The organism is Pseudomonas sp. H11T01, assembly GCF_048515765.1.
Classification (GTDB): domain Bacteria; phylum Pseudomonadota; class Gammaproteobacteria; order Pseudomonadales; family Pseudomonadaceae; genus Aquipseudomonas.
Window position 1 is genome coordinate 250,499 of sequence record NZ_JBLYED010000006.1, and the last position, 14,744, is coordinate 265,242.

Here is a 14,744-nt window from a genome sequence, read left to right on the forward strand (position 1 = left end):
TGCGTTCCTCAAACAGGCTCAGTCTTGGCAGTCGGCAACGTGATGCCCGGGAAAATCTTGATCACCGCCGAATCGTCCTCACGACCAAAACCTGCACTGGAAGCCTGCATGAACATTTGGTGGGCGGTGGCCGACAGCGGCAGCGGGAATTTGCTGGCCCGCGCGGTATCCAGCACCAGGCCCAGGTCCTTGACGAAAATATCCACCGCGGACAACGGCGTGTAATCGGCCTTGAGAATGTGCGGCACGCGGTTTTCGAACATCCAGGAATTGCCCGCGCTGTGGGTGATCACCTCGTAAAGCGCGTCGGCATCGACCCCTTCACGCAGCCCCAGCGCCATGGCTTCGGCGGAAGCAGCGATATGCACCCCGGCGAGCAGCTGGTTGATGATCTTGACCTTCGAGCCCAAGCCATGGACGTCACCCAGGCGATAGACCTTGCCGGCCATACCTGCAAGGATCGCTTCGGCTTTGGCATAAGCGTCGGCCGGGCCCGACGTCATCATGGTCATCTCGCCAGCGGCAGCCTTCGCCGCGCCGCCGGAGATCGGTGCATCCAGATACAGCAGGCCTTGCTCGGCCAGACGCTGACCCAGGTCTACCGCGTAGGTCGGGGCCACGGTGGCGCAACCAATCACCAGGCTGCCAGGACGCAACGCGGCCACGGCACCACCCTCGCCAAACAATACGGTTTCAGTCTGCTCGGCATTCACCACAACCGTGATGATCACGTCGCACTCGCCAGCCAGGTGCGCAGGCGAAGCGCTCGCCACGCCACCCTCGCTGGCAAACTGTTCCGTCACCGCTGCACGCACATCGCAGGCGTGCACATTGAAGCCGCTGCGCAACAGTGAACGGGCAATGCCCAGGCCCATCGCGCCCAGACCGACAACACCGACATTCTTGTTATTCATGAGGGGGACTCCTTAGTTACCGGCTTATGAGAAAAACAGCGGCTTATTCCACGCCAGCAAGGCGTAGACGGCGGGCCGCGTTGTAGATATGTGCGCGGGCGGCATGACCGGCGGCGAGCGGGTCGCCCAACCGAATGGCAGCCACGACCGCTTGATGTTCTTCATGTACCTGACGGGAGAAATCCGCCCTGCCCGCTTCATTGGTGCGGGTGATGCGGGTGGCGGCTTCCAGGTACTGACTGACGAATTCCAGGGTCTTGAGGAAGTAAGGGTTGCCCGTGGCCTGGGCAATGGCCCGGTGAAAGGCCACATCGGCGCGAACACCATCCAGCCCTTCATCGACCTCTTCATCGATACGCGCCAGCGCCTCGTCGATCTGCACCAGATCGGCCTCGCTGCGATTGAGCGCCGCTTCGGAGGCGATTTCTGCCTCGATGGCACGGCGCAGCGCCAGCAGGTGAAAGACACTGCCGGGCAGATTGGCTTCGGCGTAATCGATACGCAGCGGGCGGATATTGGCGTTGGCCGTGACGAAGATGCCGCGCCCTTGCTGAGGCTGCAGCACGCCTTCGTTCTTCAGGCGGGAAATGGCCTCGCGGACCACGGTGCGACTGACACCGAAGGCTTCTGAAAGCATGGCTTCACTGGGCAGCTTGCTGCCGGTGCCGAACACACCGGTCTCAATCTTGTCCAGCAGCTGCTGAGCGACGCTGTCGCTCAGCACGTGAGTCGGGACCTTGTCGAACATCGAGGCAATCCTGTTTTTGTCTTGTTATCAGGTTGTCATACAGGTTGAGCAGATAATCCTCCAATGAACAGATTATGTGAAGTGTTTTTTACAATTAACATTTTTTAACACTGCATCCGGATACGCAGGATCGGCTGTAGACAGTCAGGCACGGGCCAGCCGCCCTGGAAGGCAGCAAGCTTGAGAGTCGTACTCTTACCGATCGATGAAGATGAACCCGGGTCTACGAATGAGTTTCGCTTGCTGCCCAGCCCATGAAGGCTTCAGCGATTAGCGAAGGACGCATGGCACTGGATTGGGCGAGCACGACGCGCTGCGGCTTGACGGCTTCGCGCAGCGGGCGGCAGATAATCGGTTTGCCGTCGTAACTCTGATCACCTGCCGGACGGGTGCATGACAATGCCACGCCGTAACCATGCGCAACCAAACCGCGCTGCATCTCGAAGGTCTGGGTGTATTGCTGCGTCATGGGGTGCAGATCGTGGGACCAGAACAGCGAGAGGAAATACTCTCGCGTCTGCGCGATGTCTTCGAGGATCAGACATTCACTCGCCAGCTCGAAGAGCGATACGTCCTCCTGTGCCGCCAGTGGATGGTCGGCTGGCAGCAAGGCGTAGGGTGAGAGTTGCGCGAGTACTTGCCGCTCGGTCAGCGGGTCCAGCCCCAACTCATAGGTCAATGCCAGCTCCGCCTTGCCGGCGTTCAAGGTTCGATGCACCCCGGCCAGATCGGTTTCAAACAGCGTGACCACGACCTCCGGATGCTGCGCGCGAAAACCAGCCAGCAGTCGAGGCGCGAAGTAAGGCCCCAGATCCTGAAAGCAGACCAGCGTCAGTTGGCCCCGCAGTGTTTGCCGATCACTGTGATCCTCGGTCATGGCGGCCGCCAAATTGAGGATGTCCCGCGCGCGCCCCAAGAGCCGCTGCCCTGCCGGCGTCAACTCCAGCCCGCGACTGACCTGACGGCGGAATAGCTTTTCACCCAAGGTGTCTTCCAACTGAGAGACGGCCAGGGACACCGAGGGCTGCGACACATGCCGCGCTCTTGCCGCAGCACTGATGCTTCCATGCTCGGCGGCAGCGACGAAGTACTCCAACTGACGAAACGAAAAACCTATCATCTTTTCCTATACTCAAGAATAAGATATATATAGTTTTCCTATTTAGGCGCAAAAGCAATACTCCTCGCACAACGCTAACAACAGAGGAGCAAGGCCGATGATGTCCGATGTCGAGGTATTTCAACGTGACGGAGCTGTCGTTCTGCGCGGCGTCTTCACCGACTGGATAGAGCGCTTGCGCGAAGGATTCGAACAGAACCTCGCGCAACCCAGCCAGTTTGCGATAGAGAACGTGGGCAGCGGCGAAAGCGGTCGCTTTTTCGAAGACTACTGCAACTGGCAACGCATCCCGACCTTTACCGACTTTGTCATGAACTCACCGGCGGCCGGGATCGCCGGGCACATCATGCAATCACAACAGGTGCAGGTCTTCCACGATCACATCCTGGTCAAAGAGCCTGGCACCTCGAAACCAACGCCCTGGCATCAGGACCTGCCCTACTACTGCGTGGATGGCCTGCAGACCGCAAGCTATTGGATTCCACTCGACCCGGTAACCCGCCTCAACACCCTGAGCGTGGTGCTCGGCTCACACCTGTGGCCCAAACCGGTACGACCGAAAAGCTGGGCCAGCAACACCGACTTCTATGGCCAGACCCACTCCACAACCGGGGAAAGTGTGTTCATGGACATGCCGGACGTGGAGAGCGGCGACTTCAGAATCCTCTCGCCAGAACTGCAACCGGGCGATGCAGTGGTGTTTGACTTTCGCACCGTGCATGGCGCCGCGGGCAACCAGGGCACCGGCCGCAGAAGAGCGTTCTCGACGCGATTCATCGGCGACGATGTGCGTTACATCGCCCGCCCGGGGCGCACCTCTCCGCCCTTCCCGGGGATCAACCTGAACACCGGCGACCGCATGCGCGAAGACTGGTTTCCGGTGGTCTGGCGCAAAGACGACTGAGACGACGGCTATCCCCCCAACATCCATCGCTCGCCTCCCCAGGAATCAGGGAGAAGGAGTTGCACGCAGTCGATACACGGTTCCGAGATTGAGAGCTTTTGCTCGGCAAAATAACAACAAAAAAATCCCCAATCGGAGACACACCCATGCAACGTTCAACACTCAAAATCAGCGCTCTTCTATTACTCCTTGGCACCGCCGGCCTGGCTCAAGCCGGCAGCAGTTGCCTGGCAGACGTCAAAGCCGCCGGCGTGCTGCGCTCCGGTAACGGTCTGATGGGCACGAAACCCTTCATCTGGCAAAACGAAGATGGCAGCTACGGCGGCTTCGAAGCCGAGCTGTTTAAAGAGATCGGCAAACGTATCGGTGTGCCCAAAACCGAGTATGTCGTTACCGAGTGGTCGACCCTGATTCCCGGCATGAAATCCAAACGCTGGGACATCATCCTCTCCGCCATGTCGGCCACCCAGGAGCGGGTGAAGAACGCCGGAATCCTCTTCAGCGATCCTTACTTCCTGAGCTACAACTACGTCATCGTGAAGACCGACTCACCGATCAAATCGATGGACGACCTCAAGGGCAAGAAGCTCGCCACCGTAATGGGGACCGACGACTCGCTCAACGCACACCGGCTGGCTGACGCCGGAGTGGTGGGCGAAGTCATGGACTTCAACGGCTTTGGTGAACCCTTCCAGGCCCTGCAGAATAATCAGGCCGATGCCGTTCTGCTCGATCAGGGCACCCTGATTGGCCAGAAGGAGACCATGAAAAATCTGCGCGTCGTGGGTGACCCGATTCTCTATCAACCTAAACCGGAATGGGCCGCAGCCGAAGCCAAGGCACCCTACGTCTACGGCACCCAAGCGATTGCAGTGCGTGAAGAATGCACGGATCTACGCGAAGCCATCAACGGCGCACTCCAGACAATGATCGCTGACGGCACTCACCAGGCCATCCTCAAAAAATACGGCGTCTGGGACGCCGAGCAAACCCGGTTGACCAAGAACTGACCCGTGAACAAACAGAGGGATACCCGTTATGTATGACTTCTTGTTTGTCCTCATTCCCAAGTACTTCCCGTTCCTGCTCAAGGGCGCGGTAGTAACACTGGAACTGTCAGTCCTGAGCATGGCCTTGGGCATCCTCATCGGCCTGGCCGTCGCCCTCGGGCGATTGACGCACCGACCCTGGCTGGACTGGCCGTTGCGCAGCTATGTGGAACTCTGGCGAGGCGTGCCACTGGTCGTACAGTTACTGGTGATCTACTTCACCCTGCCGCAAATCGGCCTGACCCTGTCCGGTTTCTGGGCCGGGGTGCTGGGCCTGAGCCTCAACCTCGGGGCCTATCTCTCCGAGGTCTTTCGTGCCGCCATCCTCTCGCTGGACAAGGGCCAGCGAGAAGCGGGTCTGTCCATCGGCATGTCGCGCAACAAGATTTATCTGCGGGTGATCCTGCCCCAGGCGCTGAAAATTGCGATCCCGACAGTGGGCGGTTATTTCATCTCACTGCTCAAGGACTCCTCGCTGGTGTCCTTCATTGCCGTCAATGAGCTGTTGCGTCACGGCAGCATCGTGATCGCCAATACCTTCCTGAGCATGCAGGTTTATCTGATGGTCGCGATCATCTACTTCGTCCTGAGTTTCATTGCTGCACGCGGGGTGCACTGGATCGAACAACGCCTGACGCCAGCCCACCTGCGCACAGGAACCCGTGTCAATACCAGTCCAATACCCTCCAAGCTGACAGAGGCCAAATCATGAATGCCGATCCCATCCTGCAGATCAGCGGCCTGCACAAGGCCTACGGAAATTCAAAGATTCTGCGTGGCGTTGACCTGACCGTGAAGCGTGGTGAAGTGATCTTCCTTATCGGCCCCAGCGGGGGTGGAAAATCGACACTGCTTCGCTGCATCAACTTTCTTGAAACGCCGTGCGCCGGTGAGATCACCTTTATCGGGGAGAGGCTGTGCCATCAGGACAACCAGGCCTACCAACAAGTGGACGAATCCAGACTGCGCATGGCGCGCAGCAAAATGCCGATGGTGTTCCAGCAGTTCAACCTGTTCAGCAATCGCACGGTTCTGGAGAACGTCATCGAAGGACCCGTGCATGTGCTACGCCGCCCCAAACAGGAGGCAATAGCCGAGGCCAAGGCGATTCTCGACAAGGTCGGCCTGTCGACGCGCCTCGACTACTACCCCGACCAACTGTCCGGGGGGCAGCGTCAGCGGGTCGCTATCGCGCGAGCCCTGGCCATGAAACCCGAGCTGATCCTGTTCGATGAGCCGACCTCGGCCCTCGATCCGGAACTGGTGTCCGGTGTGCTCGACACCATCCGCCAGCTCGCCCAGGAGGGCATGACGATGATCATCGTCACCCATGAAATGAACTTTGCGCGCAAACTGGCCGACCGCATCTGCTTTGTCGCTGACGGTGGAATTCTGGAGTCCGGTTGCCCGGAACAACTGCTCGCCTCCCCCAACAACAGCCGCATCGCCAGTTTTATCCAGTCCATGCAGCACTGACCCGCGCCTCCCCATGTCAGATTCTTCACTGAATCTGGCATGGGGAACCCCCTCCCCCATAGGTGATATCAGATCACCCGTTCGTTGAAAAACCATCCTTTGTAAACCCCTTTACCGCTGACGCTTAATCCCTCGCACCGTGAGGTATGCGGGCTAACGCGCTCAATAAAATAATAAGGGGTCGTCATGCAAGAAAATGCGGGTCTATTACTGATACTACTGGCAGCGATCATGATGATCATTGTGCTGGTGGTCAAATTCAGAGTTCATTCCTTCCTGGCCTTGATGCTGGCCAGTTTTGTCGTCGGCGCCGGGGCCGGTATGCCCTTGCCGAGCATTGCCGAATCCTTTGAAAAAGGCATGGGCGGCACGCTGGGCTTCCTCGCAGCGATTATCGGCCTGGGCAGTATTCTCGGCAAAATGCTCGAAGAGTCTGGTGGCGCCGAGCGTATTGCTCAGGCGTTGCTCAATGCCCTGGGCGAACAGCGCGCCGCATGGGCGATGATGCTGGTTGGCTTCGTCGTAGGCATCCCGGTGTTCTTCGAGGTGGGGTTTGTCTTGCTGATCCCGCTGATCTACGTCGTCGCCAAGGAAACCCGGCTCAACATCCTGTATGTCGGAATACCGCTGGCCATTTCGCTGATGACCGTGCACTGCATGCTGCCGCCCCATCCTGCCGCCATGGCGATTACCAGGATGCTCGGCGCCGATGTCGGCACCGTCATCCTCTACGGTTTGATCGTCGGCTTGCCGACCGCCATCATCGCCGGCCCTGTCTGGGTCAACCTGGTCTGCTCGCGCACTGCGCCCGCTAGCCAGCAGGCTTTTCTGGATGAGCGCTGCGTCCTGAGTCCGCACCGAGAGCTGCCAGGCCTGGGCTTGACCCTGTTTACCATCCTGTTGCCGCTGCTGTTGATGGTCGGCAAGACATTGGCTGTCATGAGCCTGCCTCAAGGCTCCAGCCTGTACAGCCTGATGACCTTCCTCGGCAACCCCCTGACCGCCCTGGCGATCGCGGTGATCTTTGCCTACTGGGCGCTGGGACTGCGCCGTGGCTTACAGATGGCGCAACTGCAGGTCTTGACCCAGCGCTGCTTCACCCCGCTGGCGAATATTTTGCTGATCATCGGCGCCGGTGGCGCGTTCAATGGCGTGCTGATCGACAGCGGCGTCGGCAAAGTCCTCGCCAGCACCCTGGGGCAATGGGACATCAATCCGATCCTCTTGGCCTGGCTCGTCGCCGGCCTGATGCACTTGGCCGTGGGCTCGGCAACCGTGGCAATGGTCAGCGCGGCTGGCATGATTCTGCCCATCCTGGACGCCATGCCAGGGCAAAACCGCGAACTCATGGTGATCGCCATCGGTGCCGGCGCTATCGGCTGGACCACCGTGACTGACTCGGCTTTCTGGGTGGTCAAGGAATACCTGGGCGTCTCCCTGAGTGATGCGCTGAAAAAATTTACCGCCGGTACCGTGCTCGCCTCAGTCGTCGCCCTGGGGATGACACTGCTGTTGTCGCATTGGGTGTGAGCCCGTCCGTCTGCAATTCAAAGTCTGGAGTAACAAGATGATCCTGGATAAAACCATCGAAACATGGTGCGAAAGCCACCCCTTGATCGCCGAACTGGTGAACCTGAAGGAAACCACCTGGTTCAACCCTGCCCTCGCCCCTACCGCACAGGCATTGAGCGACGTGGCCTTGACCGCCGCCGATATCGCTGATGCCAGCGCCCGGCTTGAGCGTTTTGCACCGTTTATCATGTCGGCTTTTCCAGAGACCCGCGCCAGTCACGGCATCATCGAGTCCGAGATTTTACCCCTGACTACATTGCAGGCGGCGTTGGCCAGCCAACACCCGCAGGCATCACAGGGCACCTTGTGGCTCAAGGCCGACAACCTGCTGCCGATCTCCGGCTCGATCAAGGCCCGTGGCGGGATTTACGAAGTACTCAAGCATGCCGAAGACCTGGCTCTCGCCTCGGGCCTGATTCAACCCGGCGACAGCTACGCGAAACTGGACAGCGAGGAAGCCCGCACATTTTTCGCTCAGTACAGTATCGCCGTCGGCTCCACCGGCAATCTGGGTCTGTCCATCGGCATCATGAGTGCGCGTCTGGGCTTTCAGGCCACCGTGCATATGTCCGCCGACGCGCGGCAATGGAAGAAAGACAAGTTGCGCTCTTGCGGGGTCACCGTGATGGAGTACGCGTCCGATTACAGCGTCGCCGTCGAGCAAGGCCGTAAACAATCGGAGTCCGATCCGCACTGCCATTTTGTCGACGATGAAAACTCGGTCAACCTGTTCCTGGGCTATGCCGTGGCCGCTGAACGCTTGCAGCGACAGCTGACGGCGGCGGGCATCACCGTTGATCAAGAACATCCCCTGTTCGTTTACCTGCCGTGCGGCGTAGGCGGTGGCCCTGGCGGCGTTGCCTTTGGCCTAAAGCACATTTTTGGTGACGCGGTGCATTGCATCTTCGCCGAACCGACTCACTCGCCTTGCATGCTGCTGGGGGTGTATACCGGCCTGCATGATGCGGTGTCGGTCTATGACTTCGGCATCGACAACAGCACTGCCGCCGATGGCTTGGCGGTGGGTCGACCGTCCGGTTTCGTCGGTCGTTCGATGCAACGCATGCTCGACGGTTACTACACGATCAGCGATGAGGAAATGTACCGCCTGCTGGCCCTGATGGAATCGACCGAAGGCCTTAAACTGGAACCCTCCGCGCTGGCAGGCGTTCCTGGCCTGATCAGGGTTCTGCAGGAGCAGCAGGGTTATCGAGAGCGTCTGAACCTGACCGAATCTCGCCTGGCCAACGCCACCCATCTGGTGTGGGGCACTGGAGGCAGCATGGTGCCCAACGAAGAAATGGACGCCTACCTGACTAAAGGACGGGTGCTCCTGGCACTGCAATAAACCTTGATCGTCGGTCCGTGCCCGTGCTCAATGCAGGGGCACGGATCCATCGATTTTCGCCAGCGGAGTACCCTATTGATGCTGAACCTTCCCCCCCGACCTGGGGCCCAAATCAATAGCACGCAGTTTGCCAACCTGCATACCTTTCTGGTGGCGGCTCGACACCTGAGCTTCTCCCTGGCCGCGCAAGAACTTTGCCTGACACCGAGTGCCGTGAGCCATCGCATTGGCAGGCTTGAGCGAGCACTGTCGCTGCGCCTGTTCGAACGCCTGACACGCCAGGTTCGGCTGACTGTCGAGGGCGAGCGAGTGTTCATGATTCTGCAAGGGGTCATGGAGGAGTTGACGGAGGCGTTGCAACAATCACCCAACTCGGAAATTTCCGGTTCAGTCGCGCTGTATTCCCGTCCTTCAGCCGCTCAATGCTGGCTGGTGCCACGCCTGGCCGATTTTCACGAACGCTACCCTCAAATCTCATTGGATATCCGCGTCGGAAACGACAGCATCGATTTCCGCACCCAGAATATCGACCTGGCCCTGCTGTATGCCAACGGCGAATTCCCTGGCCTGGTCAGCCATAAACTGATGAGTGAAACCATCGCCCCCGTTTGCAGCCCGCAATATGCTCATCGACATGGTTTGCTGGAGAACCCCGAAAACCTGCGCACCTGCACCCTTCTGCACGACGCTTTGGCCTGGGAAAACGCCGTTTACGATGCTGAGTGGCAGCTGTGGGCCGGCCATCGAGGCATGCTGTCCTCACTACCGACTAAAAGCCTGACCTTTGATCGTTCCGACTTATGCGTTACCGCGGCAATCAATAATGTCGGTATAGCCATCGGTCGCCAGCGCCTGGTGCAACGACGAATAGATCTAGGTGAGTTGATCCTGCCCTTTGGCGGTTTTACCCAGCCCGGGCGTTACGATTACTTCCTGGTCCACCCTCACCGCAATCCCGTGCCAAAGCGCGTCCAGGTATTGATTGACTGGCTGCACGAATGTACGTGAGCGCCGGCGAAAAAGAATGCCACCTTCGCCGGGCTCCATACGGATGATGGGACTTACTTCAGGTTGCCACTGAGGAACTGACGCAACCGCTCGCTCTGGGGGTTGCCCAGCACGTCCTCGGGAGCACCCTGCTCTTCGACCAGCCCCTGATGCAGAAACAGCACCTGGTTGGACACTTTGCGAGCGAAGCTCATTTCGTGGGTGACCATGATCATGGTGCGACCTTCTTCCGCCAGGCCCTGAATCACCTTGAGCACTTCGCCCACCAGTTCCGGGTCGAGGGCCGAGGTTGGCTCGTCGAACAGCATGACTTCCGGCTCCATGGACAAGGCCCGGGCAATCGCCACACGCTGTTGCTGACCGCCAGAGAGGAACGCCGGATACTGATCAGCGACCCGGGCCGGCAGACCGACCTTGTCCAGATAGCGTCGAGCCCGATCCTCAGCATCTTTTTTGCTGACACCCAGCACCCGACGCGGGGCCATGGTGATGTTTTCCAGCACCGTCATGTGGCTCCACAGGTTGAAGTGCTGGAACACCATCGCCAGACGGGTGCGGATTCGTTGCAGTTCAGCATCGTCGGCCACGCGCATACCATGGCGATCGTTGACCATGCGAATCTGCTGGTCGTCCAGGCTCATCGCCCCGCTGTTGGGGGTTTCGAGAAAGTTGATGCAGCGCAGAAAGGTGCTCTTGCCCGAACCGCTGGCGCCGATCAGGCTGATCACATCACCGGTTTTGGCCTTCAGAGAGACGCCCTTGAGCACCTGGTGGCTGCCGTAACTTTTATGCAGATCTTCAATGGTCAGTTTGTACATGGGTGCAAGCATCCTCAAAACGAAAATAGGTAGCCGCTGCGCAGGCTTCGCGAGCGTCGACATGGGCAATCAGGAGCGCATGCAGAAATCCTAGTGAGCATGGCCAAGAAAGGCCAGCCATCGGCGTTCGGCAAGGCGGAACAAACCGACCAGCGCAAAGGTGACGCTCAAGTAGATCAATGCAGTAATGCCGAACGATTGAAAGGTCAAAAAGGTCGCCGAGTTGGCGTCCCGCGCAATTTTCAATATGTCCGGGATGGTCGCGGTAAAGGCCACGGTGGTCGAGTGCAGCATCAGGATCACTTCGTTGCTGTAGTACGGCAACGAGCGACGCAGGGCCGAGGGCATGATCACGTAGGCATACAGTTTCCAACCGGTCAGGCCATAGGCTTTTGCAGCTTCGACTTCGCCATGGTTCATGCTGCGGATCGCCCCGGCGAAAATCTCCGTGGTATACGCACAGGTGTTCAGGGCGAAGGCGAGGATGGTGCAGTTCATTGCATCGCGAAAGAACGCATCGAGCACTGGCTGCGCGCGAACGGCGGCGATGCTGTAGATCCCGGTGTAGCAGATCAGCAGCTGGATATAGAGCGGCGTACCGCGGAACAGGTAGGTGTAGAACTGCACCGGCCAGCGTAGGTAAAGCTTGGGTGAAACCCGGGCGATGGACAGTGGGATCGACACCAGAAAACCGATGAAGATCGAGGCACTGAGCAGCCACATGGTCATGGCCAGGCCAGTGATGTGGTAGCCGTCGCTATAGAGGAAAGGTTTCCAGTAATCCTGCAGAAGTTCGATCATCGCACAGCCTCCCGAGAACCCGACGCGTAATGCCGTTCCAGCCAGCGCAGGACGACGTTCGAAGCACTGGTAATCAGCAGGTAAATCAGCGCTGCAATCACCAGAAAGAAGAACAGTTGATAGGTGCTTTTACCGGCATCCTGAGCGGCCTTGACCAGATCGGCGAGGCCGATGATCGACACCAGCGCGGTGGCCTTGAGAATCACCATCCAGTTATTGCCGATGCCCGGCAGGGCGAAGCGCATCATTTGCGGGAACACCACGAAGCGAAAGCGCTGGCTGCGAGTCAAGCCGTAGGCGGTTGCGGCTTCCATCTGCCCGCGCGGCACGGCGAGAATCGCGCCGCGAAAGGTTTCGGTGAAATAGGCACCGTAGATGAACCCCAGGGTAATGATCCCGGCGCTGAACGGATCGATCTCGATATAGTCCCACTCCAGCGCCACGGTGAGACTGGTCAGCCAGGTTTGCAGGCTGTAGAAAATCAGCAGCATCAGCACCAGATCCGGCACCCCGCGAATCAGCGTGGTGTAGAGCTGCGCCGGAACACGCAACAGCTTGACGCTGGAAAGCTTGGCGCTGGCGCCGAGCAGGCCGAGCAGAACGCTCAACAGCAGCGACAGTATCGATAATTTGACGGTCATCCAGGTGCCTTGCATCAGCAGCGGGCCGAAACCCTTCAAGCTGAAAGCGGAAAGCCCCAGAATCTGCAGCAGGTTTTCGAACATGGGTCAGGCCTTTGGCAATCAAAAAAAGCGCCCGTCCTGGGAACGGGCGCCGGAACATTATTTGCCGCTGTAGAGATTCAGATCACCAAAGTGCTTCTTCTGGACAGAGGCATAGGTGCCATCGTCGTGGAGCGCTTTGATACCTTTGTCCAAAAGGGCTTTCAGTTCTGCATTGCCTTTAGCGATACCCACCGCCGTTTTCGCTGGCAGCAGCTCGCTATCGACCGGCTTGCTGACTTCGAAATCGGCACCTAGTGGCGACTTCAGGAAGCCCAGCTGGGCTTGCAGCATGTCCTGGATCGAGGCATCGAGGCGACCGGAGATCAAGTCAGCGTAGACCTGGTCCTGGTTGGCATAGGCCAGAGTGGTGACGCCCGCCTTGTCCAGTACGGTTTTGGCGAAGGCTTCCTGGATGGTGCCTTGCTCGTAGCCCACTTTTTTACCTTTGAGCGATGCCGGGTCAGTGTCGATGCCAGTACCTTTCTTGAAGACCAGTGCGGTGGGACCCGAAAACAGCTCATTGGAGAAGTCGATGGCTTTCTCACGGGCTGGTGTGGCCGTCATGGACGAAATCACACCGTCGAACTTATTGGCTTTGAGGCCAGGGATCATGCCGTCGAAGTCGCTTTCGACCCATTTACACTTGACCTTCAGCTCGGCGCAGATCGCGTTGCCCAGGTCGATATCGAAGCCCACCAGGCTACCATCAGCCGCTTTGGACTCGAATGGTGCGTAGGAAGGGTCAACACCAAAGCGCAGCTCTTTATATTCCTTGGCCAGCGCTACGCCTGTCGCCATGCATAAAGTCAGCGCAGAAAGGGTCATCAATGTTTTTTTCATTATTCAATCCCTAAAAACCAATACGAGCGCTTGTGGCGCAGAATTATTGTTATTGGAAGGCGTACTTCAAAACGCCCATGACTCTTACGCACATAGCCCTACTTGTACGTACAGGCCTATGCAATCAAACGGCCAACTTGTGAGTTGGCCGCTCAAAAAGGTGCTCAAATCGGCTGGAAACCTTCTGGGCCGGCGCTTACGAGGCGACAAATAAATGGTCGAAAATTTTTGAGGCGCGTTCGGGGACTGTTACCGGTGCAGCGTTTTGCGCCACACTGGTGCGTCCGGTAACAATTTGAGATGGGTTTATGCGCGCGATTCAGCCCATCCGGGGCTCAGCGACGTTACCGGCCTCGATTACTTTGTACCTGTATATACAACAAGAAAAAGTGCTCGAATGCTTTCTCGCCTCCTTGTAGTCGTATCTTTCTAAAAATTGACGGTAATCATTATTATTCGCAAGAAGATCTCCTAGACTCGAGCTCTTACTCGTCAGTGCCCAGGAAGACTTAATGCGTACCCCCTTTTCGTTGTCACTTGCCCTGCTCTTGCTTGCACCCCTGGCCCACGCCAAGGAATACCCGATCGGGGAGCCGCAATTGTGCTCGGGGCTGGAAGTCGGGGCGGTGTATCTGCAACCGATCGAGATGGCCCCTGCCGGGATGATGCGGGCCACCGCGGATTCCGATGTTCATCTGGAAGCCGACATGCGGGCCACCGCCGACAATCGCCAAGGCTTTCAGGAAGGCAGTTTCGTGCCCTACCTCAATGTCTCTTTCACTCTGAAAAAGCAGGGCAGCGAGCCGGAACTCAGAGGCGACTTCCACGCGATGGTCGCCAATGACGGTCCGCACTATGGCGACAACGTGAAGCTGCTCGGCCCCGGCAAATACCAACTGACCTTCACCGTCTTGCCACCCAGCGGTCATGCCTCCCTCGGTCGCCATACGGATAAGGAAACCGGCGTGGCGCCGTGGTTCGAGCGCTGCGAACTGCACTACGAGTTCATCTACGCCGGTATTGGTAAAAAAGGCGGTTATTGAATGGACCGCATGCCGCCTGAGAGCCGCGGCCCGTCGAGACACCTCGCCTGGCTGATTCTGGCCTGGGCGGTCACGCCATTGACCGCCTATGCCGAAATGCCCAGCTATGAGCTCAGCCTGCGCGACGGGCACTTCACCCCCGCCTTGCTGGAAGTACCGGCTGGGCAACGTTTCAAAATCGTCCTGAAAAACATCGGCCAAGGTCCGGCAGAGTTTGAAAGCACGCCGCTGCGGGTTGAAAAAGTCCTGTCACCGGGAGTGACAACCTTCGTGGTCATTCACCCCCTCAGGCCCGGCCGCTATCCGTTCTTCGACGAGTTCAATCTGCAATTGCCCGAAGGCGCCATCCTCGCTCAATAACCTGGTCGTGCACGGAGC

At 58.5% G+C, this 14,744-nt stretch carries 16 protein-coding genes; 9 read left to right on the plus strand and 7 right to left on the minus strand.

Translation table 11 applies throughout. The annotated features are described in order from the left end of the window. Positions 1-8 precede the first annotated feature (8 nt). From ltnD to ACN1C3_RS10640, 3 genes are all read right to left on the minus strand, one after another. Entirely contained in the window at positions 9-914 is a 906-nt protein-coding gene (gene ltnD / locus ACN1C3_RS10630; protein ID WP_419115760.1) for an L-threonate dehydrogenase, read from the minus strand. A 43-nt stretch (positions 915-957) separates the two neighbouring features. Next, positions 958-1,662 carry a FadR/GntR family transcriptional regulator gene (locus tag ACN1C3_RS10635; RefSeq protein ID WP_419115761.1) on the minus strand — a complete coding sequence of 235 codons (705 nt, stop codon included), beginning with the start codon at positions 1,660-1,662 and terminating at the stop codon, positions 958-960. Positions 1,663-1,885: 223 nt separating this feature from the next. Further along, positions 1,886-2,782 carry a LysR substrate-binding domain-containing protein gene (locus ACN1C3_RS10640; protein ID WP_419115762.1) on the minus strand — a complete coding sequence of 299 codons (897 nt, stop codon included), beginning with the start codon at positions 2,780-2,782 and terminating at the stop codon, positions 1,886-1,888. 97 nt (positions 2,783-2,879) lie between these two features. On the opposite strand from ACN1C3_RS10640, the gene ACN1C3_RS10645 reads away from it, so the two are divergent. The 7 genes from ACN1C3_RS10645 (at position 2,880) to dsdC (ending at position 10,139) form a co-directional block, all read left to right on the plus strand. After that, complete coding sequence (locus ACN1C3_RS10645; RefSeq protein WP_419115763.1) at positions 2,880-3,686, plus strand: phytanoyl-CoA dioxygenase family protein; 807 nt, start codon at positions 2,880-2,882, stop codon at positions 3,684-3,686. A gap of 146 nt (positions 3,687-3,832) precedes the next feature. After that, positions 3,833-4,696 carry a substrate-binding periplasmic protein gene (locus ACN1C3_RS10650; RefSeq protein ID WP_419115764.1) on the plus strand — a complete coding sequence of 288 codons (864 nt, stop codon included), beginning with the start codon at positions 3,833-3,835 and terminating at the stop codon, positions 4,694-4,696. A gap of 28 nt (positions 4,697-4,724) precedes the next feature. Next, a complete protein-coding gene (locus ACN1C3_RS10655) occupies positions 4,725-5,447 on the plus strand; it encodes an amino acid ABC transporter permease (protein WP_419115765.1) in 723 nt (240 codons plus the stop codon). Between the two features lie 11 nt (positions 5,448-5,458). Further along, the gene (locus tag ACN1C3_RS10660) at positions 5,459-6,211 is read left to right on the plus strand and encodes an amino acid ABC transporter ATP-binding protein (RefSeq protein WP_419115837.1); all 753 of its coding nucleotides are present in this window, start codon (positions 5,459-5,461) and stop codon (positions 6,209-6,211) included. A gap of 186 nt (positions 6,212-6,397) precedes the next feature. Next, positions 6,398-7,741 carry a gluconate:H+ symporter gene (locus ACN1C3_RS10665; protein ID WP_419115766.1) on the plus strand — a complete coding sequence of 448 codons (1,344 nt, stop codon included), beginning with the start codon at positions 6,398-6,400 and terminating at the stop codon, positions 7,739-7,741. A 37-nt stretch (positions 7,742-7,778) separates the two neighbouring features. Beyond that, complete coding sequence (dsdA, locus tag ACN1C3_RS10670) at positions 7,779-9,131, plus strand: D-serine ammonia-lyase (RefSeq protein WP_419115767.1); 1,353 nt, start codon at positions 7,779-7,781, stop codon at positions 9,129-9,131. A 78-nt stretch (positions 9,132-9,209) separates the two neighbouring features. Further along, complete coding sequence (gene dsdC / locus ACN1C3_RS10675) at positions 9,210-10,139, plus strand: DNA-binding transcriptional regulator DsdC (protein ID WP_419115768.1); 930 nt, start codon at positions 9,210-9,212, stop codon at positions 10,137-10,139. Positions 10,140-10,192: 53 nt separating this feature from the next. Here dsdC and ACN1C3_RS10680 read toward each other — a convergent pair whose 3' ends face one another. The 4 genes from ACN1C3_RS10680 to ACN1C3_RS10695 all read right to left on the minus strand — a co-directional run bounded on the left by ACN1C3_RS10680 (position 10,193) and on the right by ACN1C3_RS10695 (position 13,323). Next, entirely contained in the window at positions 10,193-10,957 is a 765-nt protein-coding gene (locus ACN1C3_RS10680) for an ABC transporter ATP-binding protein (RefSeq protein ID WP_419115769.1), read from the minus strand. A 90-nt stretch (positions 10,958-11,047) separates the two neighbouring features. Further along, positions 11,048-11,758 (minus strand): ABC transporter permease, encoded by a 711-nt coding sequence (locus tag ACN1C3_RS10685; RefSeq protein WP_419115770.1) that lies wholly within the window; start codon positions 11,756-11,758, stop codon positions 11,048-11,050. After that, a complete protein-coding gene (locus ACN1C3_RS10690) occupies positions 11,755-12,483 on the minus strand; it encodes an ABC transporter permease (RefSeq protein WP_419115771.1) in 729 nt (242 codons plus the stop codon). The genes ACN1C3_RS10685 and ACN1C3_RS10690 overlap by 4 nt, the downstream gene beginning before the upstream one ends. 57 nt (positions 12,484-12,540) lie before the next feature. Continuing rightward, entirely contained in the window at positions 12,541-13,323 is a 783-nt protein-coding gene (locus ACN1C3_RS10695; RefSeq protein WP_419115772.1) for a transporter substrate-binding domain-containing protein, read from the minus strand. Between the two features lie 512 nt (positions 13,324-13,835). On the opposite strand from ACN1C3_RS10695, the gene ACN1C3_RS10700 reads away from it, so the two are divergent. Next, entirely contained in the window at positions 13,836-14,366 is a 531-nt protein-coding gene (locus tag ACN1C3_RS10700) for an iron transporter (protein ID WP_419115773.1), read from the plus strand. A 9-nt stretch (positions 14,367-14,375) separates the two neighbouring features. After that, positions 14,376-14,726, plus strand: a complete 351-nt coding sequence (locus ACN1C3_RS10705; RefSeq protein WP_419115838.1) for a cupredoxin domain-containing protein — start codon at positions 14,376-14,378, stop codon at positions 14,724-14,726. Positions 14,727-14,744 lie beyond the last annotated feature (18 nt).

Bases quoted from the DNA above. Each gene is read 5' to 3' on its own strand.
- ltnD (WP_419115760.1), bottom strand. From the start codon at position 914: ATGAATAACAAGAATGTCGGTGTTGTCGGTCTGGGCGCGATGGGCCTG.
- ACN1C3_RS10635 (WP_419115761.1), bottom strand. From the start codon at position 1,662: ATGTTCGACAAGGTCCCGACTCACGTGCTGAGCGACAGCGTCGCTCAG.
- ACN1C3_RS10640 (WP_419115762.1), bottom strand. From the start codon at position 2,782: ATGATAGGTTTTTCGTTTCGTCAGTTGGAGTACTTCGTCGCTGCCGCC.
- ACN1C3_RS10645 (WP_419115763.1), top strand. From the start codon at position 2,880: ATGATGTCCGATGTCGAGGTATTTCAACGTGACGGAGCTGTCGTTCTG.
- ACN1C3_RS10650 (WP_419115764.1), top strand. From the start codon at position 3,833: ATGCAACGTTCAACACTCAAAATCAGCGCTCTTCTATTACTCCTTGGC.
- ACN1C3_RS10655 (WP_419115765.1), top strand. From the start codon at position 4,725: ATGTATGACTTCTTGTTTGTCCTCATTCCCAAGTACTTCCCGTTCCTG.
- ACN1C3_RS10665 (WP_419115766.1), top strand. From the start codon at position 6,398: ATGCAAGAAAATGCGGGTCTATTACTGATACTACTGGCAGCGATCATG.
- dsdA (WP_419115767.1), top strand. From the start codon at position 7,779: ATGATCCTGGATAAAACCATCGAAACATGGTGCGAAAGCCACCCCTTG.
- dsdC (WP_419115768.1), top strand. From the start codon at position 9,210: ATGCTGAACCTTCCCCCCCGACCTGGGGCCCAAATCAATAGCACGCAG.
- ACN1C3_RS10680 (WP_419115769.1), bottom strand. From the start codon at position 10,957: ATGTACAAACTGACCATTGAAGATCTGCATAAAAGTTACGGCAGCCAC.
- ACN1C3_RS10685 (WP_419115770.1), bottom strand. From the start codon at position 11,758: ATGATCGAACTTCTGCAGGATTACTGGAAACCTTTCCTCTATAGCGAC.
- ACN1C3_RS10690 (WP_419115771.1), bottom strand. From the start codon at position 12,483: ATGTTCGAAAACCTGCTGCAGATTCTGGGGCTTTCCGCTTTCAGCTTG.
- ACN1C3_RS10695 (WP_419115772.1), bottom strand. From the start codon at position 13,323: ATGAAAAAAACATTGATGACCCTTTCTGCGCTGACTTTATGCATGGCG.
- ACN1C3_RS10700 (WP_419115773.1), top strand. From the start codon at position 13,836: ATGCGTACCCCCTTTTCGTTGTCACTTGCCCTGCTCTTGCTTGCACCC.
- ACN1C3_RS10705 (WP_419115838.1), top strand. From the start codon at position 14,376: ATGCCGCCTGAGAGCCGCGGCCCGTCGAGACACCTCGCCTGGCTGATT.